This window comes from Peribacillus sp. V2I11 (assembly GCF_030817135.1).
In the GTDB taxonomy this organism is placed as follows: Bacteria; Bacillota; Bacilli; order Bacillales; family DSM-1321; genus Peribacillus; species Peribacillus simplex.
The window spans coordinates 4,234,166-4,260,155 of the sequence record NZ_JAUSYW010000001.1; the positions used below are offsets into that span (position 1 = coordinate 4,234,166).

At 41.4% G+C, this 25,990-nt stretch carries 29 protein-coding genes; 26 read left to right on the forward strand and 3 right to left on the reverse strand.

The annotated features are described in order from the left end of the window. Positions 1-138: 138 nt before the first annotated feature. A complete protein-coding gene (locus QFZ73_RS20710; protein ID WP_063233075.1) occupies positions 139-324 on the reverse strand; it encodes a hypothetical protein in 186 nt (61 codons plus the stop codon). 137 nt (positions 325-461) lie between these two features. On the opposite strand from QFZ73_RS20710, the gene splB reads away from it, so the two are divergent. Then, entirely contained in the window at positions 462-1,487 is a 1,026-nt protein-coding gene (gene splB / locus QFZ73_RS20715; RefSeq protein WP_307270166.1) for a spore photoproduct lyase, read from the forward strand. Between the two features lie 85 nt (positions 1,488-1,572). After that, the gene (locus tag QFZ73_RS20720; RefSeq protein WP_207440971.1) at positions 1,573-2,454 is read left to right on the forward strand and encodes a patatin-like phospholipase family protein; all 882 of its coding nucleotides are present in this window, start codon (positions 1,573-1,575) and stop codon (positions 2,452-2,454) included. A 22-nt stretch (positions 2,455-2,476) separates the two neighbouring features. On the opposite strand, the gene QFZ73_RS20725 is transcribed toward QFZ73_RS20720, so the two are convergent. Together QFZ73_RS20725 and QFZ73_RS20730 are read right to left on the reverse strand one after the other, a co-directional pair. Next, positions 2,477-2,851 (reverse strand): SA1362 family protein, encoded by a 375-nt coding sequence (locus QFZ73_RS20725; RefSeq protein ID WP_063233078.1) that lies wholly within the window; start codon positions 2,849-2,851, stop codon positions 2,477-2,479. Between the two features lie 136 nt (positions 2,852-2,987). Beyond that, a complete protein-coding gene (locus QFZ73_RS20730; RefSeq protein ID WP_307270173.1) occupies positions 2,988-3,941 on the reverse strand; it encodes a DUF1385 domain-containing protein in 954 nt (317 codons plus the stop codon). 333 nt (positions 3,942-4,274) lie between these two features. On the opposite strand from QFZ73_RS20730, the gene QFZ73_RS20735 reads away from it, so the two are divergent. The 24 genes from QFZ73_RS20735 (at position 4,275) to recN (ending at position 25,921) form a co-directional block, all read left to right on the forward strand. Next, the gene (locus tag QFZ73_RS20735) at positions 4,275-4,787 is read left to right on the forward strand and encodes a YqhR family membrane protein (protein WP_307270177.1); all 513 of its coding nucleotides are present in this window, start codon (positions 4,275-4,277) and stop codon (positions 4,785-4,787) included. Between the two features lie 94 nt (positions 4,788-4,881). Then, a complete protein-coding gene (gene aroQ / locus QFZ73_RS20740; RefSeq protein ID WP_307270180.1) occupies positions 4,882-5,328 on the forward strand; it encodes a type II 3-dehydroquinate dehydratase in 447 nt (148 codons plus the stop codon). Further along, on the forward strand, positions 5,329-6,390 hold the full coding sequence (locus QFZ73_RS20745; protein WP_251430983.1) for a M24 family metallopeptidase: 1,062 nt from the start codon (positions 5,329-5,331) through the stop codon (positions 6,388-6,390). A 26-nt stretch (positions 6,391-6,416) separates the two neighbouring features. Next, positions 6,417-6,974 carry an elongation factor P gene (gene efp / locus QFZ73_RS20750; RefSeq protein ID WP_034308328.1) on the forward strand — a complete coding sequence of 186 codons (558 nt, stop codon included), beginning with the start codon at positions 6,417-6,419 and terminating at the stop codon, positions 6,972-6,974. An 893-nt stretch (positions 6,975-7,867) separates the two neighbouring features. Further along, complete coding sequence (gene spoIIIAA / locus QFZ73_RS20755) at positions 7,868-8,800, forward strand: stage III sporulation protein AA (protein WP_251430986.1); 933 nt, start codon at positions 7,868-7,870, stop codon at positions 8,798-8,800. Beyond that, complete coding sequence (spoIIIAB, locus tag QFZ73_RS20760; RefSeq protein WP_251430989.1) at positions 8,793-9,308, forward strand: stage III sporulation protein SpoIIIAB; 516 nt, start codon at positions 8,793-8,795, stop codon at positions 9,306-9,308. Before spoIIIAA ends, spoIIIAB begins: the two co-directional genes overlap by 8 nt. Positions 9,309-9,329: 21 nt before the next feature. Then, positions 9,330-9,533 carry a stage III sporulation protein AC gene (spoIIIAC, locus tag QFZ73_RS20765; protein ID WP_034308319.1) on the forward strand — a complete coding sequence of 68 codons (204 nt, stop codon included), beginning with the start codon at positions 9,330-9,332 and terminating at the stop codon, positions 9,531-9,533. 14 nt (positions 9,534-9,547) lie between these two features. Then, positions 9,548-9,937, forward strand: a complete 390-nt coding sequence (gene spoIIIAD, locus QFZ73_RS20770; protein ID WP_094246647.1) for a stage III sporulation protein AD — start codon at positions 9,548-9,550, stop codon at positions 9,935-9,937. A 33-nt stretch (positions 9,938-9,970) separates the two neighbouring features. Then, complete coding sequence (spoIIIAE, locus tag QFZ73_RS20775; RefSeq protein ID WP_251430991.1) at positions 9,971-11,179, forward strand: stage III sporulation protein AE; 1,209 nt, start codon at positions 9,971-9,973, stop codon at positions 11,177-11,179. A 16-nt stretch (positions 11,180-11,195) separates the two neighbouring features. After that, positions 11,196-11,804 carry a stage III sporulation protein AF gene (gene spoIIIAF, locus QFZ73_RS20780; protein WP_251430994.1) on the forward strand — a complete coding sequence of 203 codons (609 nt, stop codon included), beginning with the start codon at positions 11,196-11,198 and terminating at the stop codon, positions 11,802-11,804. A 7-nt stretch (positions 11,805-11,811) separates the two neighbouring features. Beyond that, a complete protein-coding gene (gene spoIIIAG, locus QFZ73_RS20785) occupies positions 11,812-12,483 on the forward strand; it encodes a stage III sporulation protein AG (RefSeq protein WP_063233088.1) in 672 nt (223 codons plus the stop codon). A 14-nt stretch (positions 12,484-12,497) separates the two neighbouring features. Continuing rightward, the gene (locus QFZ73_RS20790) at positions 12,498-13,091 is read left to right on the forward strand and encodes a SpoIIIAH-like family protein (RefSeq protein WP_251431000.1); all 594 of its coding nucleotides are present in this window, start codon (positions 12,498-12,500) and stop codon (positions 13,089-13,091) included. 620 nt (positions 13,092-13,711) lie between these two features. Further along, positions 13,712-14,209: an acetyl-CoA carboxylase biotin carboxyl carrier protein gene (accB, locus tag QFZ73_RS20795; protein WP_307270194.1), complete on the forward strand. Its 498-nt coding sequence runs from the start codon at positions 13,712-13,714 to the stop codon at positions 14,207-14,209. Between the two features lie 14 nt (positions 14,210-14,223). Then, positions 14,224-15,576, forward strand: coding sequence for an acetyl-CoA carboxylase biotin carboxylase subunit (gene accC / locus QFZ73_RS20800; RefSeq protein WP_251431006.1), 1,353 nt, complete (start codon positions 14,224-14,226; stop codon positions 15,574-15,576). Positions 15,577-15,613: 37 nt separating this feature from the next. Continuing rightward, positions 15,614-16,018 carry an Asp23/Gls24 family envelope stress response protein gene (locus tag QFZ73_RS20805; protein ID WP_222620245.1) on the forward strand — a complete coding sequence of 135 codons (405 nt, stop codon included), beginning with the start codon at positions 15,614-15,616 and terminating at the stop codon, positions 16,016-16,018. Positions 16,019-16,465: 447 nt separating this feature from the next. After that, on the forward strand, positions 16,466-16,858 hold the full coding sequence (gene nusB / locus QFZ73_RS20810; RefSeq protein ID WP_251431009.1) for a transcription antitermination factor NusB: 393 nt from the start codon (positions 16,466-16,468) through the stop codon (positions 16,856-16,858). 69 nt (positions 16,859-16,927) lie between these two features. Next, the gene (gene folD / locus QFZ73_RS20815) at positions 16,928-17,803 is read left to right on the forward strand and encodes a bifunctional methylenetetrahydrofolate dehydrogenase/methenyltetrahydrofolate cyclohydrolase FolD (protein ID WP_307270201.1); all 876 of its coding nucleotides are present in this window, start codon (positions 16,928-16,930) and stop codon (positions 17,801-17,803) included. A gap of 150 nt (positions 17,804-17,953) precedes the next feature. After that, positions 17,954-19,306: an exodeoxyribonuclease VII large subunit gene (gene xseA / locus QFZ73_RS20820; RefSeq protein ID WP_251431014.1), complete on the forward strand. Its 1,353-nt coding sequence runs from the start codon at positions 17,954-17,956 to the stop codon at positions 19,304-19,306. Further along, entirely contained in the window at positions 19,303-19,536 is a 234-nt protein-coding gene (locus tag QFZ73_RS20825; RefSeq protein WP_034308286.1) for an exodeoxyribonuclease VII small subunit, read from the forward strand. Before xseA ends, QFZ73_RS20825 begins: the two co-directional genes overlap by 4 nt. Before the next feature lies 1 nt (position 19,537). Continuing rightward, positions 19,538-20,431, forward strand: a complete 894-nt coding sequence (locus QFZ73_RS20830; RefSeq protein WP_307270207.1) for a polyprenyl synthetase family protein — start codon at positions 19,538-19,540, stop codon at positions 20,429-20,431. A 249-nt stretch (positions 20,432-20,680) separates the two neighbouring features. Further along, complete coding sequence (gene dxs / locus QFZ73_RS20835) at positions 20,681-22,573, forward strand: 1-deoxy-D-xylulose-5-phosphate synthase (RefSeq protein WP_307270210.1); 1,893 nt, start codon at positions 20,681-20,683, stop codon at positions 22,571-22,573. A gap of 4 nt (positions 22,574-22,577) precedes the next feature. Then, positions 22,578-23,405, forward strand: coding sequence for a TlyA family RNA methyltransferase (locus QFZ73_RS20840; protein ID WP_307270213.1), 828 nt, complete (start codon positions 22,578-22,580; stop codon positions 23,403-23,405). 328 nt (positions 23,406-23,733) lie between these two features. After that, on the forward strand, positions 23,734-24,183 hold the full coding sequence (gene ahrC / locus QFZ73_RS20845) for a transcriptional regulator AhrC/ArgR (protein WP_034308279.1): 450 nt from the start codon (positions 23,734-23,736) through the stop codon (positions 24,181-24,183). Between the two features lie 22 nt (positions 24,184-24,205). Beyond that, positions 24,206-25,921 carry a DNA repair protein RecN gene (gene recN, locus QFZ73_RS20850; protein WP_307270218.1) on the forward strand — a complete coding sequence of 572 codons (1,716 nt, stop codon included), beginning with the start codon at positions 24,206-24,208 and terminating at the stop codon, positions 25,919-25,921. The last annotated feature ends 69 nt before the right edge of the window (positions 25,922-25,990 follow it).

A 25,990-nucleotide genomic window follows, 5' to 3' on the forward strand; every position in this document is an offset into this window, starting at 1 on the left:
AGGGAAGTCGTTAAGTATGCTGCAAAGCTATCTTAACGGCTTTTTTAGTGTCTTAAATGTAGGATAGTGACAGTCAGCTTCAATTATATACGAATGGAGAAGACCGAATCATGAAGTTCGGTCTTCTATTGCGTTCAATCAACCATTTTCATTTTGCTGCCTTATTTCCTTTTCGGCTAGATATTGGTTTCCGTCCTTCAATACCGAAAATTCATCGACCGAGTCTCCAGGTATATTCCTGGGATTTGGATATTTATTATCTGTTTGGACGGTAATCGTTTGTTTCCCCATTCCATTTGTCAAGAAGTCTCGTTTATTAGCCATATCGCATCTCCTTCATTTTGAGTTACCAAGTAAAAACAATCATGAGGATAACAGAATAAAGAAAAACTATCCTTATGAATTAGATTGTGTAGTTCAATCGAAAGTATGAACAAATAGATAAAAGAATGGAGAACGAAATGAAACCATTTATGCCACAGTTAGTATATATCGAGCCCAGGGCACTGGAATACCCGCTCGGCCGTGAATTGAAAAAGAAATTCGAAGATTTGAACATTGAAATCCGTGAGACCACATCGCATAACCAAATTAGGGATCTTCCTGGAGAAAATGATCTGCAAAAATATCGTGTCGCCAAATCGACGCTTGTGGTAGGAATCAGAAAAACATTGAAATTCGATTCTTCAAAGCCATCTGCTGAATATGCCATCCCTCTTGCTACAGGGTGTATGGGGCATTGTCACTATTGTTATTTACAGACGACACTCGGATCAAAGCCATATATTAGGACATATGTGAATATTGACGAGATTTTCGAGGCAGCCGAAAATTATATAAATGAAAGAAAGCCTGAAATCACCCGTTTTGAGGCCGCTTGTACATCGGATATCGTCGGGATTGACCATTTGACACATTCGTTAAAAAGGACTATAGAATATTTTGGAAAAAGTGAATATGGGGTTCTTAGGTTCGTTACTAAATTTCATCATGTCGACCATCTGTTGGATGCTGAACATAATGGAAAAACGAGATTTCGCTTCAGTATAAATTCACGTTATGTGATAAAGAATTTCGAGCCCGGTACATCGAGCTTTGAGGAAAGGATGGAAGCGGCACGTAAAGTGGCAGATGCCGGATATCCTCTGGGGTTTATCGTAGCTCCTATATATCGTCATGAAGCATGGAAGGAGGGCTATCATGAATTATTCGAACGGTTGAGTGAGGCGTTAAAAGGGGTGGATATCCCTGACTTGACTTTCGAATTAATCCAGCATCGGTTTACTGGTCCAGCAAAAAAAGTGATTCAAAAAAACTACCCAAAAACAAAATTGGAACTGGACGAAACGAAGCGTAAATATAAATGGGGCCGATATGGAATTGGTAAATATGTTTATCAAAACGAAGAAGCCGCAGAACTGGAAACGACCATTCGTGGGTATATAGCGGAATTTTTACCGAAAGCGGAAATTCAGTATTTTACCTGAATCAAGGCAATTTTCTATTTAAAACTGTCATAAATCGCTCTAATCCTGCTTAGAAATGTAAAGACCGGATTAGGGGAGGGCAGCTATGATTATTGACGGCGTTTTTTCCGGAGGCGGGATTAAAGGCTATGGTTTAGTGGGAGCCCTGCAGGAATTAGAAGAACGGGGATTTGTATTCCATCGGACAGCCGGTACAAGTGCAGGCTCCATAATTGCAGCTTTCGTAGCAGCTGGGTACACAGGAAAAGAAATGGAAAAGCTTTTTCTTGATATAGATTTAAGCGGCCTGCTGGATAAAAGGCGTGGTCTTTTGCCAATCCCGCTTGCCAAATGGCTCCTTGTATACTGGAAACTTGGCCTTTATAAAGGAGACGCTTTGGAAGCCTGGGTCGCAAGTAAACTTGCCGTAAGGAATGTAGTAACCTTTAAGGATATTCGACCGAAATCCCTCCGTATCATAACCTCTGACATTACAAATGGGAAATTGGTGGTACTGCCTGATGATTTACCGAACTATGGAATTGATCCGAGCACTTTTCCAGTGGCAAAAGCAGTAAGAATGAGTTGTAGCATTCCTTATTTCTTTGAGCCAGTCAAACTTGATGTCGGAAAAAGCAAGTTCCTTTTTGTTGATGGTGGTGTGTTAAGCAATTTTCCAATGTGGTTATTCAATTCAGATCATGTAAGAAAGGAAAGGCCGGTTATAGGCTTGCGGCTAAGTGTCGATGAGATATGGAAACCGCATGAGGTGGATAATGCGGTTGAATTGTTCTCCGCACTATTCAAAACGATGAAAGATGCCCATGATGCACGGTATATTTCCAAGAAACACGTCCATAATATTGTATTTATCCCGATGAAGGGAATTTCTGCAATGGATTTCAATCTGAATGATGAAAAAAAGGGTGAATTGATGAATAGGGGCAGGCAATGCACGAAAGAATTCCTAAAAAAATGGACTTATTAATGATAAATAAAAAATCGGGCTCTTAAAAAGAAGCCCGATTTTTCTTTTTATTCTTTTTCCCTTCGATGACGGTTAAGTGACTATCGGTTTTCTTTCTCAATTTTATTTTCTTGGATGATTTTGCTGCAGAGAAACTAGCCACATTATCTTTTTTCGAAGTTCGGTTTTTTAGCCTTTTTTTCGATTGGCGGGCAGCCTTTCGGAATGCTTGCTGCTCTTTCTTAACTGGTTTTCCCTTTGTTAATCCGGTATAAATCATATAAATAATCCCTGCGACAATGGCTATTATGAGAATGTTTCTAAAAAAGCCAATCGGGTCATTAAATAGTCGGCTCATTAGTCCGAGGACTCCGAGGGCGATGATTCCGTATATCATGAAAGATATGAAACGTTTCAACAAAGACACCTCCTTAAGAGCATCATAAGCAGTTTTTGCTTATTTTAAACATTCTTCATGTAAAATTTTTGAAAAAATGAAAATCATTCCCTTAGTTAGTATATGATTATTCTTCATCAAAATGTGTATAGATGTTTTACACAATTACATCCGATTCTAAACCTTTTTCAGTCTCTTTTTCCATCCTTAACAGTTCTTGGAAGGATGCCAATGCGACTTCGACTTGATCATCTGTAGGGGCTTTGGTTGTCAATAACTGAAGCCAAAGGCCGGGATAGCCAAGGTAACGCAGCATTGGAATGTCTCTTACTTTGTTGGTCAACTGCAATACCTCGAAGGCTATGCCAAGCACTACGGGGATAAGCAAAATGCGATCCACGATACGGAGCCATAATGGATCGGTCGGAACAACCATATAGACGAACATACCTACAATGACTGTAAATAAAATAAAGCTGCTGCCACAGCGATAATGAAGGCGTGAACTTGCCTGCACATTTGCTACGGTCAATTCTTTTCCGCCTTCAAAGCAATTGATCACCTTATGCTCTGCCCCGTGATACTGAAAGACCCGCTTGATCAATGGCGTCATGGATACTGCATAAATGTATACCAGCAATAATATCAACTTGAACAAGCTTTCTATTAAAACCTGTGCCATATGGCCGCTGAAGAAGGGTCTTGTCAATTCGGCAAGGAAGACTGGAATCAAAGTGAAAAGCAGCTTCCCGAATAGGAAGGAAAGAACACCGATTACGGCAACTCCAAGCCATACACTTATTTTAGAAGGTTCCTTCCTTTCTTTTTTCTTTTCTTCCTGCTCTTCCCCTTCTTCTTCTTCATATTGTTCAGTTGAAAAGTTTAGGTGTTTCGAGCCGGTAGCACTTGATTGAATCAGTGAAACGATGCCCCGTAGAAACGGTACTTTTTTTAAGCGGTTGACAACAGGTTTCGATTCACGCGGCAGATGATAATATACAATCGTCGAATCTTTGCGGCGTACCGCTGTGACTGTGTGATGTTTGCCGCCGAACATGACGCCTTCCACTACAGCCTGCCCTCCATAAACGGGTTTTTGAACCTCAGACATTTCTACACCAACCTAATAGTTATTCACGTAGCTCTCTCAAGGGTGCTAACATGTTTATTATCAAGCATCACAAGGGTTAAACGCGGTCCTCCAAAGCTGAATGGCGGATATAACCCTGTAATTACTTTATGAATGTTGAATCACAGGAAGGTATTATCCTGTGTACATTATAAATTTCAACAGAGGATGGGTATTTTCCTCTGCAAAAAGTAGATTATTTATGATTTAATCATACAGAATAAATCACAAAACCTCTAGTGATTCTCCTCCCTAACAATAAAAAAAAATAGTTCTATTTAACAAAGGGCATACTACGTAGCGGAGGTGTTTGATATGTCTTCTAATGAAAATGGACAAATTCAACAGGAATATCAAAACATGTTGATCTACAATGTACTTGCTGTCGGTTTTGTTGGGGGGGCTTTTGCCAGTTTTATCGGAATCATAGCCCATTATCTTAACTTTATGGATTTTAGCCCCAAATTCATACTGACTTCATGGTCGAATTTGACCTGGATCGATCATTGGCTCGGTACGGTAATGACCATAATTTTATTCGGAATTCTATCCGTGGGGATCGCTTTTATCTACTATAGTCTTTTTAAAAGGATGAAGAGTATTTTTCCGGGTATTTTTTTGGGAGTGGTTTGCTGGGCTTTGCTGGTATTTATCCTAAAACCGATGTTCATCGATTTGCCAACCTTTTCTAAAATGTCAGCGAATACGGTTATATCAAGTTTATGCATTTTTATTATATACGGTCTTTTTGTAGGGTTTTCTATATCATACGATCATCAGGAATATATACGCCAAAAAAACAAAGCCGAGAAGCAATCGGAAAGCTGATTGCTTCTTGGTTGTAAAAAAGTAGTAAGACAATTTGTAATTATGATAGAATGTTCTTGGAAAGCATTCTTTTAACATGAGCAGGTGTTTGATGATGACAAAAATCTTACTAATCAATGGTCCGAATTTAAATCGCTTGGGGAAGCGGGAACCTGCGCATTATGGATCCTCGACGCTTGCGGATGTGGAAGCGCAATTAATGCAGCAAGCTGAAAGGTTAAATGTGGAATTAACCTCTTTTCAAACTAACCATGAAGGAGCGATTATCGACAAGCTCCATTGGTCAGAGGATCATGGGGTCGACGGGATTATCATTAATCCTGGAGCTTTTACTCATTATAGCTATGCGATTCGTGATGCAATAGCCGGAATTGATGTTCCAGTGGTGGAAGTGCATATTTCGAACATACATGCCCGTGAAAGCTTTCGGCATGAATCAGTGACCGCAGCGGTATCGGCGGGACAGATTGTCGGCTTGGGGATACACGGATATGAATTGGCTTTGCAGGCGATCACAAAGATTGCAAAGGGGAGAAATTAAATGAATAAACTAATGCGCTTAAGAGCCTCAATGGAAAAGGTGGGCATTGATGGTTTTTTGATCACCAGTACATATAACCGCCGATTCATGACCAACTTTACGGGAAGTGCAGGCGTTGTCCTCATTTCCCAAAAAGAAGCTAAATTCATCACTGATTTCAGATACGTGGAACAAGCGGGCAAACAGGCACCGGATTATGAGATCGTTCAACACAAAGGAACCATCATCGAAGAAGTCGGTAAGCAGGCTGAAGCGATGAATATCGGCAAGCTGGGCTTTGAGCAAGAACACTTGACCTATGCTACATATAAGGCATACGAAGCGGCCATTGATGGTCAACTTTTGCCGGTGTCGGGGGTTATTGAGAATTTACGCTTGATAAAGACTTCATCAGAGATTAAGATATTAAAGGAAGCGGCTGCTATTGCTGATGCTGCGTTTACACATATACTGGATTTCCTGCGTCCAGGGATCTCGGAACTGGATGTATCCAATGAACTTGAATTCTTTATGAGGAAACAAGGGGCAACTTCTTCTTCATTCGATATTATTGTGGCATCCGGTATAAGGTCCGCACTTCCGCATGGAGTGGCTACGGATAAAATCATCGAAAAAGGCGATTTTGTCACATTGGATTACGGGGCTTATCATAACGGGTATGTGTCTGACATCACTCGGACATTAGCAGTTGGCAAGCCAAGTGAAGAACTTATTAATATTTATGACATTGTTTTAGAAGCTCAACTGCGAGGAATGGCAGGGATCAAACCCGGTATGACTGGCAGGGAAGCGGATGCACTAACTCGTAATCTAATTGAAGAAAAGGGATATGGGCAGTATTTTGGACACTCGACCGGACATGGAATCGGTCTTGAAGTTCATGAAGGTCCAGCATTATCCTCTAGGTCTGATATCATTTTAGAACCAGGTATGGCTGTAACCGTTGAACCGGGCATTTATTTACCGGGGGTAGGCGGAGTGCGGATTGAAGATGATACAATCGTTACAATTGAAGGTAACGAAGCACTTACTCATTCAACCAAAGAGTTAATCATTCTGTAAACATGTACATGTAGGAGGACAAATTTATGATTTCTGTAAACGATTTTCGCACGGGTGTTACGATTGAAGTAGATAATGGAATTTGGCAGGTTATCGAGTTCCAACACGTTAAACCTGGTAAAGGTGCAGCTTTTGTACGTTCTAAACTTCGTAACCTTCGTACGGGTTCAATCCAAGAGAAAACATTCCGTGCTGGTGAAAAAGTTGCTAAAGCACATATCGAAAACCGCAAGATGCAGTACCTTTATGCAAGTGGAGATAGCCATGTATTCATGGATAACGAAACGTATGACCAAATCGAGCTGCCTGCTTCAAGCATTGAACGTGAACTTAAATTCCTTAAGGAAAATATGGAAGTGCATATCATGACTTTCCAAGCGGAAACACTTGGTGTCGAGCTTCCAAACACAGTGGAACTTGAAGTGGCGGAGACTGAGCCGGGAATTAAAGGCGATACATCTTCAGGCGGCACGAAATCAGCCGTACTTGAGACGGGCCTTTCGGTTCAAGTTCCATTCTTCATCAACCAAGGTGACAAACTATTGATCAATACAAATGAAGGCTCTTACGTATCACGTGCATAAATGAAAGAAGACCAAGATTAATTTCTCGGTTTCGTTTGGTAGACAAAAAGGTTTCGGAATGGTCTCATTCCGAAGCCTTTTTGATTTTTCATTGGATATGGATGATTTGTACAGCCCTCTTTATTTGTTGTTGTGTACTTTAAATCCCCATTTTACTAACTAAATGGTTCGCTGGCACCAGGTGGTCTCGCTGAAAATAGAATCATGACCGCTTTTAAAAAGCATCCTCATCACCTCAAGTTCCCATCCTTCTATTTTAAAAAGACTGTAGTAAAATGAGTTCTATCATAATGTTAAACCAAAGTTGATTGGAAAGGAAGGTACGAGACTCCTGAGGGAATAGCGTGTCCAAGGGAGACCCCGCAGGCGCATGACCGCCGAGTGCGGACAGCCCACGGGAAGCGAGTGCCCTACTTTCCAATCAATGTCCATATTGTACAAGCTATAAAAAAACTGTAGGTAACTCGCTTTCTTCAAATTTGTCTACAGTCTAGGGGGTCCGTATGTTCTAATCCCAAACCATGATTTTATAAGAAGACTTGGTTATCCTTCATGTTTTACCCTTTTTATTGAGTGGAACCCTCACTGGATTGAAGAAATCTGCGACACTCCTGCCGAATAACTGGCTAGCCGAGACCCCCAAAGGCGCTTACGCCGAGGAGGCTGCAGAAAGTCGGCGGAAAGGGAGCGTATTTCTGAAATCAACTGTAACTTTTTTAAAATAAAAGGACTGTAGACCGAGATTAATTTCTCGGTCTTTTTTTTGGTCTTTTTTAGATCCCGGAAGTTATAAAAAAATCAATAAATGGTCGGTTTCTTTAATAGCCTGTCATCATTGTGGGCGGGTCGGCATATATTTTATTGAAAGTGGTGTATACAGGAGGATTGTCAAAATGGAAACGATTCTTTCTTTTTTACCGAAAAAATTATACGAGCAACTCCGGGGTATGACACCGATGATGATCGATAAGATGGAAGAGCTGCGAATTCGGGTTGGAAGGCCGCTTGAGGTCATTGTAGGAGGGGAACCATACTTCTTTTCCTATGAAGTGACCCATTCGGATGCAGATCAATTATTGAATCAAATAGGTCAATTTTCGTTATATACACTTGAGGAAGAATTAAAGCGAGGATATATAACCATAGCGGGCGGACATCGGGTGGGGCTTGCTGGCAAGGTGATCCTGGAAAATGGGTCGGTCAAAGCCATCAGGGATATTTCCTCATTCAATATTCGGGTTGCACGTGAAAAAATAGGTGCAGCTGAACCGCTCACTTCATATTTATATAACGGGGAATGGCAACATACAATGTTGATCGGTGCTCCGCAAACGGGAAAAACGACCATATTACGTGATATCGCAAGAATGATATCCAGTGGTAATGAAAAACGCGGCATTGCCCCTCAAAAGGTGGGGATAGTGGACGAGCGCTCGGAAATTGCCGGATGTGTTCATGGAGTGCCGCAGCTCGAATTTGGAACAAGGGTTGATGTGCTCGATGGATGTCCTAAAGCGGAAGGGATGATGATGATGATCCGTTCGATGTCCCCGGATGTATTGATCGTGGATGAAATAGGCCGTGCAGCGGATACACAGGCTGTACTGGAAGCAGTGAACGCAGGTATTAAACTCATGATAACTACACATGGCCATACCCTGGATGAGGTTAAGAAGCGACCTTTTATCGCCGAAATATTAAAGCAAAACATCTTTGAACGCTTTATAGAATTACAGAAAAGTAAATCCGGTAAGAGGAGCTACAAAGTCCTTGATGCAGCAGGGGTTCCCATTTTCTTGGGAGAAAGTGTGAACCGGCATGTTTAAGTTAATAGGAGCAGCGATAATTATTATTGCTACGACATGGGCAGGTTTCGAAGCCGCGAAAAAATTAAGTATGAGGCCCCGTCAACTGAGACAGCTGAAAGTCGCCATGCAATCGCTTGAAGCTGAAATCATGTATGGTCATACACCTTTGAAAGAAGCGGCAAGGAAACTTTCTAAACAGATGGCCAAACCTTTATCCATCTTTTTCGATACATTTGCGAATCGACTCGAGTCAGGAGAGACCACCGTCAAAGAAGCATGGGATGATAGTTTGAAGAAAATATGGCAATCCCTTGCTTTGAAACAGGGAGAATTCGAGATTCTTTCACAGTTTGGGGAGACGCTTGGAAAAAGTGATAAATATCATCAGCAAAAGCAAATCATGCTAACGATGGCACACTTGGAACGGGAAGAGAGCGATGCACTCGACCGACAGGGAAAATATGAAAAAATGATGAAAAGTCTTGGTTTTTTATCAGGGCTATTATTGATCATCTTGCTGATGTAGGAATATGTGGGGGGAATGAAAATGGGTATTGATGTGGACATCATATTTAAAATAGCGGGTGTGGGGTTAGTTGTGGCATTTCTTCACACGATACTCGACCAGGTTGGGAAGAAGGAATATGCCCAGTGGGTGACACTTTTCGGATTTATCTATATTTTATTCATGGTAGCTTCTGTAGTAGAGGATTTATTTCAAAAAATTAAATCTGTATTTCTATTTCAGTAAGGGAGGGATTCGCGATTGAAATCATAAAAATCGTGGCCATTGCCCTAGTTGCCACCTTTTTGGCACTGATCGTCAAAGAGCAAAAACCAAATTTCGCATTCCTGCTTGTTGTTTTTGTAGGATGCTCCATTTTTCTTTTTTTAGCTGACAAAATATACGAAATCATTTTAATGTTAGAAAAAATTGCGGTAAATGCGAATGTAAATACCGTGTATCTAGAGACCATCTTAAAAATAATCGGAATTGCCTATATTGCAGAATTCGCTTCTCAAATTACAAAAGATGCAGGGCAAGGTTCGCTCGCTTCCAAAATAGAATTGAGCGGGAAAATCTTGATTCTTGCGATGGCGATTCCGATTTTGACGGTCATTATCGAAACGATTTTACAGATGCTCCCAAGTTAACGGATTACTCCTACTAGTCAATGAGGTGAATGTATGAAGCAGCGGATGCCTTACTTATCCATTCTATTGGTTTTACTCTTTTTTTTGCATGCATCTATTGGACAAGCTGCCGAAAATCCCGAAAATGGTGAAATCGATCAAGAGCCGGTCATGCAGTCCGAACTGGTACAAGCCCAAATAGAAAGGCTGGGTGTCGATGAGCTCAAACAATATTGGGATGACATCGTTACGGAATATGGTGGATTCTTACCGGAAAGCCAGAAAGGGAGCTTCATGGATTTTGTAAGCGGCGATAAGAAATTTTCCTTTGACCAATGGATTAAGGGAATGACAAAATTCATTTTTCATGAACTGCTCGTTAATGGAAAGCTACTGGGATCACTCATTTTGTTAACCGTTTTCAGCATGTTCCTCCAGTCTTTGCAGAATGCGTTCGAGCAAAGCTCCGTAAGTAAGGTCGCTTACGCAATCGTTTATATGGTGCTGATCATTTTGGCACTTAACAGTTTTCATGTGGCGATTGAATATACAAAAGATACGATAGATTTGATGATTTCCTTTTTAATGGCGCTCATCCCTTTACTCTTGGCATTGATGGCTGCTTCAGGCGGACTTGTATCGGCAGCCTTCTTTCATCCGGTATTGATGTTTTTGATGAATACAAGCGGCATCTTGATTCAGTTTGTCGTCCTTCCGTTATTATTCTTTGCAGCGATTTTAAGCATAGTCAGCACGCTGACCGAACATTACAAAGTGACACAGATGGCACAACTTCTCCGTAATTTTGCCATCGGTATCCTGGGGGCATTCATGACCATATTCCTTGGTGTGATCTCCGTTCAGGGAGCATCCTCAGCTGTAGCCGACGGAGTTACGATCAGGACAGCCAAATTCGTGACAGGTAACTTTATACCGGTAATAGGGCGCATGTTTACTGATGCAACGGATACGGTCATTAGTGCCTCTGTCCTTTTGAAAAATACAGTGGGCTTGTCAGGCGTCATCATTCTCTTGCTCATCACCACATTTCCCGCCATAAAAATCTTGATGATTTCTTTTGTCTATAAATTGGCAGCGAGTCTTTTGCAGCCGCTGGGCGGAGGACCTGTAATAAAATGCCTTGACATTATAAGTAAAAGCATGATTTATATTTTCGCTGCATTGGCCATTGTCTCACTCATGTTTTTTTTAAGTATCACGGTAATTATCGCCTCTGGAAACATTACCCTGATGGTTCGTTAGAAAGGAGGAGAGCTTGGTGAGTTTTTTAGCTGGCTGGGTATCCAACATCATCATATTTGTATTGCTGGCTACTGTGATCGATATGCTTCTTCCGAATTCAGCTTTACAGAAGTATGCCAAAATGGTCATCGGACTATTACTGATTGCGATCATCATCACTCCTATATTGGGATTATTCAATAAGGATTTCGACGATATCCTCTCTGCGGCTACTAGTGAATTTAAGGATCAGAAAAAAAAAGATTTAGGAAATTTGACAGAAATGAAGAAAAAAGAAATACAAGCTACCCAGGGTGCATATATTTTAAAACAAATGGCTGTTGACTTACAGGCAGAAGTGGAAGAGGAGCTGATGGTGGATTATAAACTGAAGATTAGTTCAATTGATGTAGGGGTCAAGGATGAGGAAGAACCGGGTGTTGATGATCTGCAGAACATAACCATCTCATTGGAAAAAGCAGAAGGGGAAGAAAACTCGGAGATAGAGGCAATAGCGAAGGTTGATATCAATGCAGATAGCCCATCCACTTCGAATGATGCCAATCTGGATGCTGTCAAAAGGTTTCTGGCAACAAGTTGGTCTGTAGATGAAGAGATCATTGAAATCGCCGGGGAAAGGAAGTGACTGAGTATTGAACAAAGACAAAGGTCCATTATCCTGGCTGCAAAAACTATTAAATAAAGACCCTGACCAAAAAGAGCCTAAGGAAAAAAAACCTTCCCTGTATGTCTATGCTCTAATAGTTGTCCTTTTGGGAGCGGGAATCATGATGGCCGGGAATTTGTTAACCACCAACCAGACGGGACAAACACCTGAAGTGAAGACTGTATTCAATAATGATAAACAACAGGATGATGAAGGGGATGTTGAAACATTCGGCCAGAAGAAATCAGAATTCAAGACAACAAAAGACTATGAAATATATCTTCAAAATGAAATGAAGGAGGCGCTTGAGTCCATCGCAGGCGTGCAGGATGTAAAAGTCGTAATTTACGTCGATGCATCCGAGAAAAAAGTATATGAAAGAAACAAAGTCACCCAAAAACAAGTCACTGAAGAAACCGACCAGGAAGGCGGCAAAAGGACGGTCGAAGACACATCTGTTGATGAACAGCTAGTTTTGGTCAAGAGCGGTGAAAAAGAAGGACCGATCATTTCGGAAACGAAAAAACCTAGTGTACGAGGAGTCCTGGTAGTCGCTAAAGGGGCCGAAAACATTCAAATAAAGAAGTGGATCATCGAGGCTGTCACACGCTCACTTGATGTACCGAGTCACAGGGTTTCTGTCATGCCTAAAAAATAAGGGGGAAAATCTACATGTTATTAAAAAAACAAACCGTTTGGTTATTGACTATGCTAAGTCTGGTCGTTGTGCTTTCAGTCTATTATTTAACCGCTCCTGAAGAAAATGCCGCCGATATGACGGCAACAGAGCAAATGGAACAGGAACAAAATAAAACAGAAAGTAAAACAGAAAACAAAGCGGATACAAAAGGTGAAAATAAAAGTGAAAAAGAAACGGCTAAAAATACAGAAGGTTCCTCTGTAACCATTGCATCTGGAGATGAGTTCGAATCGTTAAGGATGCAGATTGAAGATGAACGGGCGAAGCTGAATGAAGAATTGACTGCAAAGATGGGCAACACAGAACTATCAGCTGAAGAAAGAGACGAGGCTTATGCAAAAATCGAACAATTAAGTGAAACGAAAGTAAAAGAAAATATCATCGAAAACTTAATTGTTGCCATGGATTACAATGCCGCACTGGTCCGGGTGGACGGAACGGATGTAAAGGTGAGTGTCAAGGCCGATAAACAAACGAAAACAGAGGCCAATAACATTATCCGCCTCGTAAGGAAAGAAGTGAGCGATGCACAAAATGTAGTGGTCGATTTCCAACCGGAAAAGTAAACACACATACAGAAAAAATTACTGATACAGAACAGTTCAACATCATAAAAATTTGAAAGCCCCCCTTAATAAAAAAAGGGAGGCTTTTTATTATGACTTTTTAACCATCTTACAACCGGGAAACTTTTGAGGGAAAGTTTTTTTATGTAAATTGGTATCTGGAACTCTAATAGAAATGGCGATCATGATCATCCGCAATATTCTAGAAAAGTAATTATAATGAATATTATTGCAGATTTTCTACGGGTAATATGCAAAATACTAGAGAAAGCGTTAAGGTGCCCCAGTTGAAAAATATTCACAATATTATAATAAAGGTGTAAGATGGAAGTATGGATAATAAGTCACAACTAATCTATCATTGAATTTGTATAAGCTAATATTGTATGATGTTAGAAGCTGGTCATAAACTATTCAATTCTCTAAGGGAAACAATATTTTGAGAAAGTGAAATATCTGTTATAATACAGATGAGGTTTGTATTCAGTTTATTCGCATTCGCATAAAGAAAGCGGCTACTTTGTGCAGTATTGGACAAAGTAGGATAAGCTAAGGGTAAGGTTACATAAAATATTATTGCCTCACAAACTCATATTAAATTAGACAAGGGGTGCCACAAAATGAAAGTGCAAGAAATTCGTGAAATTATTAAGCTAGTCGATCAATCAAATATCAGTGAATTCGTTTTTGAAAATGAAGGAACGAAAATTCAATTGAAAAAAACTGAAACGGGTACAGTATCACACCCAGCAGCTGCTCAAGAAGTTGTTCAAGCCAATGCAGCTGTAGAGGTCAAGCCCGCAGCGGCCCCTGCACCTGCAGTGCCGAAAGCTGTTGAACCTGTAAAACCGGCTGCTGCCGTCACTGAACAGGAAAATTTACATAAAATCACTTCTCCGATGGTAGGGACTTTCTACCAATCTCCTGCACCGGATTCACCTGCATACGTAAAAACAGGCGATAAAGTAACGGGGGACTCCATCGTCTGCATCGTGGAAGCCATGAAACTTTTCAATGAAATCGAAGCCGAAGTAAGCGGCGAAATCGTTGAAGTCCTTGTAAAAGAGGGTCAGCTTGTAGAATATGGTCAACCATTATTTTTAGTAAAGCCGGAATGAGGAGCTGTTTCTAAATGATTAAAAAGGTATTAATTGCCAATCGTGGGGAAATTGCTGTCCGAATCATCCGGGCATGCAAGGAATTAGGAATCGAGACTGTTGCGGTCTATTCAGAAGCAGATAAAGAAGCATTACATGTTCAAATTGCGGATGAAGCATATTGCATCGGTCCTAAATTATCAAAAGACAGTTATTTAAATACAACGAACATTATCAGCACAGCCAAGAAAACGGGATCCGACGCTATTCATCCAGGATATGGATTCCTAGCTGAAAATGCCGACTTTGCTGAGCTATGCCGTGAATGCAATATCATTTTCATAGGTCCCAGCCCCGAAGCGATCAATAAGATGGGAACAAAGGACGTAGCAAGGGAAACCATGCGCAAAGCTGGTGTACCGATCGTTCCCGGTTCTAAAGGCATAATTAAAGATACGGATGAGGGTGTAGCGCTAGCTAATGAAATGGGCTATCCAGTCATCATCAAAGCTACTGCCGGCGGAGGCGGTAAAGGTATCCGCGTCGCAAGGACTGAAGAAGAGCTCATTAAAGGCATTAACATCACGCAACAGGAAGCAGCGACGGCATTTGGGAATCCTGGCGTGTATATTGAAAAGTTCATCGAGGACTTCCGTCACGTTGAAATACAGGTCATGGCAGATAATCATGGCAACGCCATCCATTTAGGTGAGCGTGATTGTACGGTCCAGCGACGTTTGCAAAAACTTGTTGAAGAAACCCCGTCACCAGCATTGGATGGTGAAACACGTGCGGAAATGGGGCAGGCTGCAGTAACGGCTGCACTTGCCGTTAACTATTCAGGTGCCGGAACAGTAGAATTTATTTATGACTATGTGAATAGAAAATACTACTTTATGGAAATGAATACACGTATCCAGGTTGAACACCCAGTTACAGAAATGGTAACGGGCGTGGATTTGATTAAAGAACAGATCAAAGTTGCTTCAGGTAACAAACTATCGCTTTCGCAAGAGGATGTCACTTTTAACGGATGGTCTATCGAATGCCGGATCAATGCGGAAAATCCAGAAAAGAATTTCATGCCTTCCGCAGGTAAGATTCAGATGTATTTACCGCCAGGCGGCTACGGAGTTCGTGTGGATTCCGCGGCATACCCTGGGTACTCGATACCGCCATATTACGATTCCATGATCGCTAAATTGATCGTCCATGCACCGACTAGGGAAGAGGCGATCGAGAAGATGAAACGCGCCTTAGGTGAGTTTGTCATTGAAGGGATCAGTACCACAATTCCTTTCCATATTAAGTTACTTCAGCATGAACAATTTGTTTCCGGGGAATTTAATACCAAATTTCTTGAAATATATGATGTAATGAACTCATAATGTAAAGGAAGACAGGAGGTGCTTTTGAATGAGTGAAATGGAAGGCCAATTACTCGAAATGAATGATTATAATAGTGGGCTGGGCAAAGTGGAGATCGCGCCTGAGGTGATAGAGGTTATTGCGGGTATCGCTGCATCGGAAGTTGAAGGTGTTGCACATATGCGCGGGAATTTCGCTACGGGTGTTGTTGAAAAGCTTGGTAAAAAGAACCACGGCAAAGGTGTTAAAGTGGACTTAACGGGAGAATCCATCAAAGTCGAACTTTATTGTGTCATGAAGTTTGGTGTTTCAATTCCGAAAGTTGCTCAGGAAGTGCAAGATAACATTCGTGAAGCTTTGTTGAATATGACCGCTATCGACGCTGGCGAAGTGAACATTCATGTAGTGGGCATTGCGTTTGAAAACGCTAAACAAGAAGCTGATTACGAACAAGAAGTGTAAGTGGCTTCATCGATTCACACCTGCAAAAACCCGGCAAAAAGCCGGGTTTTTGTTTTTTTGAATGTATACTTCATGATACCCCGCTTTGGAGCCTGCTTATAATATTAAATTTAAATGAACATAATAAGGCGGTGTCTGGAAGTTTCCCTTTAATTCAAGGGTGATTTCTGTTAGAGTGTAAAAGGTGAAATATGAGCATGAAAGCTAGGCATGAGCTTTTTGACACTTTCAAAAAGTATGGGACTGTGTTGGCCGTTTAATTGGAAAGTAATCTTGAGATGTTATCTTGAATCAAGATATTGAGTCTTTTGGCCTTAATTTTAGTGGGATTTAGCTTGTTTTTTAAATAATATAGCGAAAATCTTAATATTTTTGAAAAAATGTTATTTAATGTTCGTTTGTTCTAGCATTTTCATATATAATAGTAGATGTTAAAGGAGTAAGATTATGAAAAGAAGAGAAGCCCGTGAAAAATCCCTTCAAGCACTATATCAGATAGATATTGCCAACTCGAATGCAGAAGAAGCAATGGAAAGCGTACTGGATGGTGCTCCCACTGATGAATATTTCAAGAAATTAGTAATGGGGATAACGGAAAATCGAGAACAAATTGATGGAATGATCAGGGACAATTTAGAGAATTGGACGTTGGAAAGACTGGCGATCATTGATCGGAATTTACTGCGGATCGCGGTTTATGAAATGGTTCAAAGTGAAGAGGTCCCTGTAAGTGTTGCAATGAATGAAGCTATTGAAATTGCTAAGAAATTCGGTGATGATCAATCGAGCAGCTTTGTAAATGCCGTTTTATCCAAAGTAAAGGTGAAAAGCGGCAGCTAAAGCTGCAGCCTTGAACAAGGAATCTCATAGCAATTTCTTTAGCAAAATTAACTTGGGAGGAATAAACACATGTCAGCTCAAATCATTAATGGTAAAGAAATTGCAGAGTCAGTTAAGCAGGAAATCAGTAAGGAAGTTCAACAGTTACGTGAAAAAAATGTCGTTCCGGGTTTGGCTGTAATCCTGGTGGGTGACAATCAAGCATCACAAACTTATGTGCGCAATAAGCAAAAGGCCTGTGAGGACTTGGGCATGCATTCCGTATTAATTAAAAAGCCTGCGGAACTCTCTCAGGAGGAATTAATTCAGAGCATTGCCGAGTTAAACCAGGATGACAGCATTCATGGTATATTGGTGCAGCTGCCATTGCCTGGACATATTCAGGAAAAAGCGATCATTGAAGCGATTTCCCCTGAAAAGGATGTAGATGGATTCCACCCGATTAATATTGGGCGGATGATGACGGGACAGGATACATTTTTACCTTGTACTCCTTACGGCGTCATGGTGATGCTTGAGTATATCGACTATGACCTTGAAGGTAAGCATGTTGTCATCGTAGGGAGAAGCAATATCGTCGGAAAACCAGCCGGACAATTGTTTTTAAATGCAAATGCAACCGTTACATACTGTCATTCACGGACAAAGGATCTTGCATATTATACCAAGCAAGCCGATGTAGTTGTGGCAGCTGTCGGAAAGAGGGACTCGATCACGAGTGACCATATTAAAGAAGGCGCAGTCGTCATTGACGTCGGAATGAACAGGAATGATGAAGGGAAGCTTTGCGGTGATGTGGCGTTTGATGAAGTGAAAAATAAGGCTTCATACATTACACCTGTTCCTAAAGGCGTTGGTCCAATGACGATTACGATGCTTATGAAGAATACGGTCAAATCTGCTCAAAAAGCACTTGAACAGAACAATCAAGCATTAAAAAGCTGAAAAAAACGTTAATTTATTTTAAAGAAGCGGACCTCTTGTTTTATAATAACGGGAGACCGCTTTTTTTCCATTCATGGATTAATCAAGTTTTAAGTGTAATCCATAGGCGGGTTTTCTTTATATCCGATTTCCATCGGAAGGAGACATTATATGAGCAATCAACAATATTTGAGTGTGTCGGCTTTAACGAAGTACATCAAACGGAAGTTCGATGCCGACCCCCACTTGCAAAATGTATACATAAAAGGTGAAATTTCAAATTTTAAACAACATACAAGCGGACATATGTATTTTACTTTAAAGGATGAGAAGGCCCGACTCCTCTCCGTTATGTTTGCCGCCAATAATAAAGGGATGAAATTCCTGCCCGAAAATGGTATGAAGGTACTTGTTAAGGGCGATATATCATTATATGAAGCGGGGGGACAGTATCAGCTTTATGTGAAAAGCATGGCCCCTGATGGTGTGGGGGATTTGTATCTTGCTTATGAACAGCTGAAGAAAAAGCTGGAGGAGGCAGGTTTGTTTTTGGCCGAACATAAGAAGCCGATTCCCCATTACCCTAAATCTGTAGGTGTCATTACATCGCCGACCGGAGCTGCACTAAGAGATATCCTGATAACCATCAAGCGGAGATATCCAATCGCCAGGATCATCGTTTATCCAGCACTTGTACAAGGGAATAATGCCGCTAAATCGATTGCCAAGGCAATTTCCACGGCTAACGCAAGGGCTGAGAGTGATGTTCTCATCGTCGGAAGGGGCGGCGGGTCGATCGAGGAGCTATGGGCCTTTAATGAGGAGATAGTGGCTGAATCGATTTATGATTCCGATATACCGGTAATTTCTGCTGTCGGTCACGAAACCGATTTTACAATTGCTGATTTTGTCGCCGATATGCGTGCTCCTACACCGACTGGTGCAGCGGAGTTAGCGGTTCCTCACTTGAATGAAATACTCGAACGCCTTATGAACCGCAAGAATCGATTGACCCGCTCCATTCAAGAAGCGGTCAATTTTGAACGAACCCGTTTGACCAGGATGGAGAGGTCTTATGCTTTCCGTTATCCACATAAAATGTATGAACAGAAGCTTGAACAGCTAGACAAGACGATGGACAGGCTAGGGAGGACCAGCACGCGATATTTCATGAAAAAGAGAGATGAGCTGAATCAGCTGAACGATATTCTGAAAAAGCAGCATCCTGAACAAGCGGTGAAAAATGCGAAAGATGAATTGCACCAGCATGTAAAGGTTTTACGGAGGGCCATGGAAGCCATCTATCGGCAAAAATCACAGCAGTTCGTCCATATTACAGCCACTTTGTCTGCGCTGAGTCCACTAAAAATCATGGAACGGGGCTATGGATTGGTTTTTGCTGAGGATGAGACATTAGTGAAAAGTACACAGCAAGTATCCAAAGGGGATAAGATAGCGGTTTCGATTAAAGATGGTACCCTTGAATGTGAAATTAAAGAAATAAAGGAGCGGATTGAACCATGACAAAAAAACAGGAAGCTACATTTGAAGAAGCGATGGAGAATCTCGAAAAAATTGTGGAACAGTTGGAAGAAGGCGATGTGCCCTTGGAAGAAGCCATCTCCATATATAAACAAGGAATGGATTTATCAAGGCTTTGCCATTCAAAGCTTAAGGCTGTTGAAGATCAGTTGACTCAAATTTTACGCGAAGATGGGGAACTTGAAAACTTCGCTGTACAGGAGGAAGAATGACATGGGTACGGCGTCCTTTGAAATGTTTTCTAAAGAATATAAGGCGGTTATAGAACGGGAAATCGTGGAATATGTCAATAAACTTAAAGCCCCGGCAGTGGTCAAAGAAGCCATGATCTATTCACTGGAGGCAGGAGGTAAACGGATTCGCCCGTTATTGGTCTTTGCGGTTCTGGAGGCCTTTGGAAAAAGCTTGAGGATGGGGATTCCTGCAGCGGCTGCCATTGAAATGATTCATACATATTCTTTGATTCATGATGATCTTCCGGCGATGGATGATGATGATCTCCGCCGCGGAAAACCGACGAACCATAAAGTGTTCGGTGAAGCGGTTGCAATACTGGCAGGTGATGCGCTTCTTACATATAGCTTTCAATTGGTGACGGATATGACCGATCCCGAGGTGACGGCTGAAATGAAGCTGGACCTTGTAAGTGAAATTGCGAAGTCTGCCGGAGCCGAAGGAATGGTTGGAGGTCAAGTTGCCGATATGGAAGGGGAAAATAAACAATTGACCCTTCAGGAATTGGAGTATGTCCATGAACATAAAACAGGGAAGTTATTGACTGCAAGCATCCTTTCCGGAGCTATATTAGCCGGAGCGAATGAAGAACAGCAACTGCATTTACGTGACTTTGCATACCAACTGGGGCTTGCTTTTCAAATTCGCGATGATATTCTGGATATTGAAGGGTCCGTCGAGTTGATCGGCAAGCCGGTTGGAAGTGATGTGGGGAATCATAAAAGCACATATCCCTCTTTACTTACACTTCAAGGGGCAAAGGAAAAGTTGGAACATCATATAGAACTTGCCCATGCCGCTTTAGGAAAAACAACCTTACAAACGGGTTTGTTGAATGAACTAACTGATTTAATAGCGAACCGCAACCATTGATTGTGGCTAAATTTGTTATCAATTGAGGTTTTATGGTATACTCATTGTGCAAAAATATGTGAAAATCAAAATGAATTTTTCAATTGAGAAACGTGATAAAATAGGTATAATAAGCCGCCGAAATCACCTGGGTGTTGGCGGCTATTTTTTAACTTAAAACCAATTTTTCGGTCAAGTCTTCCATAGCCCTCTTTTATGAGGCTTTGTTTATGCTTACAACCGAAGATGACAGAAAGTGAGTGGTCCTGTTTGGATCTTCTATCTATAAAAGACCCTTCTTTTTTGAAGAAGATGAATAATGAAGAACTTGTCGAGTTAAGTATGGAAGTACGTAAATTCCTTGTGGAAAAATTATCGGTGACCGGTGGGCATATTGGTCCCAATTTAGGTGTCGTCGAATTGACTATAGCCTTGCATAAAGAATTCGACAGTCCGAATGATAAAATTTTATGGGATGTCGGACATCAATCCTATGTCCATAAAATCCTGACTGGCAGAGCAGGAGAGTTCGACACCTTAAAGAAATATAAAGGTCTTTGCGGTTTTCCTAAAATGATTGAAAGCCCCCATGATGTTTGGGAAACCGGTCATAGCTCGACTTCCCTTTCAGCTGCAATGGGAATGGCGGCTGCCCGTGATATCAAAGGTGAAAGCAGTTTTATTTTGCCTGTAATCGGGGACGGTGCCCTAACAGGCGGAATGGCGCTGGAAGCGTTGAATCATATCGGTGATGAAAAAAAGGACATGATCGTTATCCTGAATGATAATGAAATGTCCATAGCCCCTAACGTAGGTGCTTTACACACGATATTGGGAAGATTGCGGACAGCAGGTAAATATAACTGGGCAAAAGATGAATTGGAGCTGCTTTTGAAAAAAATTCCTGCAGTCGGTGGTAAACTTGCGGCTACAGCAGAACGCTTGAAGGATAGCATGAAGTACTTATTGGTCTCAGGAATCTTTTTCGAAGAGCTCGGTTTCACATACCTTGGACCAGTGGATGGTCATAATTATGAGGAATTGCTGGAGAATTTAAGATATGCCAAGAAAACGAAGGGACCTGTACTGCTGCATGTCATCACGAAAAAAGGAAAGGGATATTCCCCTGCCGAGTTGGATACAACAGGAAACTGGCATGGGACAGGCCCATACAAGATCGAGACAGGTGATTTCGTGAAATCCCCTAGTAAAGGTCCTGCTTGGAGCGCTCTTGTAAGCGATACTGTCAGCCGGCTAGCCCGTGACGATGAGCGGATTGTCGCGATTACACCTGCAATGCCCGTAGGTTCGAAATTGGTGGGCTTTTCCCGGGAGTTCCCGGAGCGTTTCTATGATGTAGGTATTGCAGAGCAGCATGCTGCAACTTTTGCAGCCGGATTGGCAACACAAAAAATGAAACCTTTTCTGGCTATTTATTCAACATTCCTTCAAAGGGCTTATGACCAGGTGGTGCATGATATCTGCCGTCAGAATTTGAACGTTTTCATAGGGATCGATCGTGCCGGATTGGTTGGTTCAGATGGTGAAACGCATCAAGGCGTTTTCGATATTGCTTTCTTACGCCACGTTCCGAATATGGTGTTGATGATGCCGAAAGATGAAAACGAAGGTCAGCATATGGTCAATACGGCCTTAAACTATAATGATGGTCCGATTGCTATGCGTTTCCCTCGTGGGAATGGTTGGGGAGTTGCGATGGATACCGAATTACAGCAGATTCCAATCGGTACGTGGGAAGTCCTTAAAGAAGGAACGGATGCGGCCATCTTAACGTTCGGTACAACGATTCCCATGGCTCTTGAAGCGGCAGAACTGCTGGAGAAAGAGGATTATTCAGTCAAGGTGATCAATGCCCGGTTCATTAAGCCTTTGGATGAGAACATGCTAAGCAGTCTCCTTGGTGAAAAAATGCCTATCTTGACAATAGAAGAAGCGGTTCTTCAAGGTGGTTTTGGTAGTTCTGTACTTGAATATGCTCATGATCAAGGGTTTTATGGGGCAACTATAGATCGAATGGGAATACCTGATTATTTCATTGAACATGGAAGTGTCGATGAACTTCTTGAAGAAATCGGTTTAACGACTGAGACAGCCATCAAAAAGATTAAAATGATAACACCCAAAAAAGAAAAAAGGGCCTGACAATATGAAAGTGATGAAAGAAAGAGTAGATGTATTACTAGTGGAACAAGGCTTGGCCGATACACGTGAAAAAGCGAAGCGTATGGTTATGGCAGGCCTTGTCTACGCGAATGAAGAGAGGTACGAAAAACCGGGGGAAAAAGTGCCGGTCGACCTCGAATTTACGATCAAAGGAAAAGTCATGCCTTACGTTTCAAGAGGCGGTCTTAAACTTGAGAAGGCATTAAGGGAATTCGATTTACAAGTGAATGGAAAAATACTGCTTGATATCGGTTCATCAACTGGTGGGTTCACGGATTGTGCTTTGCAAAATGGCGCCACCATGTCTTATGCGCTTGATGTGGGTTATAATCAACTTGCCTGGAAGCTTAGGCAGGATGAGCGGGTTAAAGTAATGGAACGGACCAATTTCCGTTATGTTACACCCGCCGATCTCGATGGGGAGATGCCAAACTTTGCAAGCATTGATGTTTCTTTCATCTCGCTTACGTTAATTTTACCGGTGCTAAAGACTTTGCTCGTCCCGAATAGTGATGTCGTTGCTTTGGTTAAACCGCAATTCGAAGCCGGGAAGGATCAAGTGGGTAAAAAGGGGATTGTTCGTGATCCCAAAATCCATAAACAAGTGTTGGATAAGATCATTTCTTTTTCTATAAAGGAAGGCTATGATATTAAGGATGCCTCCTTCTCACCGATTACCGGCGGTGATGGAAATATTGAATTCTTACTTCATTTACACTGGCAAGGGTCGAAGGAAGATGGAGCGATATTGTTTTCGAAAACGGTTGATGACATCGTTGGAGAGGCCCATGCCCAATTTAAAAAAGAATAGCTAGAACTTTGTATGGGCTCCTTTGGCTGAATGGTTGGCTAAAGGAGCTTTTTCACTATACACTGTGCGTCATATGCACTCGAATCATTTATGGGTGGAACATAAAATAGGTAAGTACAAAAAATAGACTTGTATTCATTTTAGAGAAAAAGTTGTACAATTGCATAAAAATCCGATAACATTAATATTAGCCACTTTCTAAAGCGGCCTATTTGCACGTACTGATGATACCGAAGCAATCCCATATTGGGGCAGCTTTCTTAAGTTAGAAATGAAAGTGATACATTATCATTAATTGAGCAACAGTTGAGAAGAGGTGCTTCTACTTATGAATAAAGGACAACGACATATAAAAATAAGGGACATTATAACGAATAATGATATCGAAACCCAGGATGAGTTAGTTGAAGAATTGAAATTAGCTGGATACAATGTAACTCAAGCCACTGTTTCGAGGGATATTAAAGAGCTTCACCTTGTAAAAGTTCCTTTAACGGATGGAAGGTATAAATACAGTCTGCCGGCCGACCAACGTTTCAATCCACTTCAAAAATTAAAGAGAATCCTTGTCGATGCATTTGTTCGCATTGACTCAGCCAACAATTTACTGGTTATGAAGATGCTCCCAGGTAATGCCCAGGCAATCTGTGCATTGATCGATAATTTAAATTGGCAAGAAATACTCGGGACGATCGGCGGCGATGATACTTGTTTAATTATCTGCCGTTCTGAGGAAGATGCAAAGATCATTTCCGGCAAATTCTTGGACATGCTCTAATAATTTTGTGAGGTGACCTAGTTTGTTAATAGAACTATCGATTAGGAATTTTGCAATCATAGACAGCCTGTCCGTTTCATTTGAGAAAGGCTTGACGGTCTTGACAGGGGAAACAGGGGCAGGGAAGTCAATCATAATAGATGCCGTTCATCTTTTGGTTGGGGGGCGTGGTTCTGCAGAGTTCATTCGGCATGGTGAGTCTAAGGCCGAAATAGAAGGATTATTCCAAATTGAAGATGAAAAACACCCGGTCTTTGCAAAAGCGGAAGAGTTTGGCCTGGATATGAATGATGGGATGGCGATACTTCGAAGGGACATCTCACAAAGCGGCAAAAGCGTTTGCAGGGTAAATGGAAAGCTTGTAACGATTTCCACTTTACGGGAGATAGGACGGACATTGATAGATATCCATGGACAGCATGAACATCAGGAATTAATGGATGAACGACTCCATCTTCCACTACTCGATCAATTCGGCGGTGAAAAAATCGCATCTGCACTCACTGAATACCAAAAGCTATATAAACGTTATGAAACCGCTTCTAAACAATTGAATGGTTTGAGCCAAAATGAACAGCAAATGGTCCACCGCCTTGATTTGATCCAATTTCAATTCGATGAAATCCAAAAAGCTGATTTGAAATTACGCGAAGATGAAGAATTGATGGAAGAGCGGAAGAAAATTAATAATTTCGAAAAAATCCATGAAGCGCTGCAAACCAGTTATAATGCTTTAAATGGTGAGCAGCATGCAATTGATTGGCTTTCCGTAGCCATGAATAATTTGGAGGAAGCGGCAGGGCTTGATGAAGGTTTGAAGAACAGCTCTGAAACCGTTTCAAATAGCTACTTCCTGCTTGAAGAGGCCGTGTCAAACATCCGAGACCAATTAGACTCTTTGGATTATGATACTGAACGTGTGGAATTCATTGAAAGTCGCCTTAATGAAATAAATCAATTAAAGCGTAAATACGGGCGGACCATCGAGGAAATCCTGGAATATGGAGCCGCTATAGAAGAAGAAGTCGAAAAACTGCAAAATAGGGAAACACATATAGCGAAGCTTGAAAAGGAAATGAAATCCATCAAGGCAGATTTAATTGTCGAAGCAAAGAATCTTTCTGAACTTCGCCAGAAATTCGCTCAGCAGTTAACCAAAAAGATCCATCAGGAATTAAAAGATTTATACATGGAAAAGACAATTTTCGAACCACATTTCCTTCAAACGGCCTATACTTTCGATGAATTGTCAGAGAAGGGCATTAATCAGTCAGGGCTGGATTCAATGGAATTTTATATTTCCACCAATCCAGGTGAACCGTTAAAACCTCTTTCTAAAATCGCTTCTGGCGGAGAACTGTCGAGAATCATGCTGGCTTTGAAAAGCATTTTCTCCAAGCACCAAGGCATAACGTCCATTATATTTGATGAAGTGGACACAGGTGTGAGCGGACGGGTTGCACAATCCATTGCCGAAAAGATCTATAAAGTGGCAACTGGATCACAAGTACTGTGCATATCCCATTTGCCACAGGTTGCAGCTATGGCGGATACTCACCTTTTCATAGCGAAAAATGTAAGGGCCGGACGCACTAATACCTCGGTCAAGCCGCTAATTGAAACTGAAAAAGTAAAAGAAATTGGCAGGATGATTTCAGGAGTAGAGATAACGGATTTGACGAAGCAGCATGCCAATGAATTAATCCAGCTGGCCAAAAGGCTGAAGATTACATCATGATGGGACGGTAAGAAGATTATTTATAAGCATTCATTGTAAAGCTATCCAAAAACGGATAGCTTTTATTTT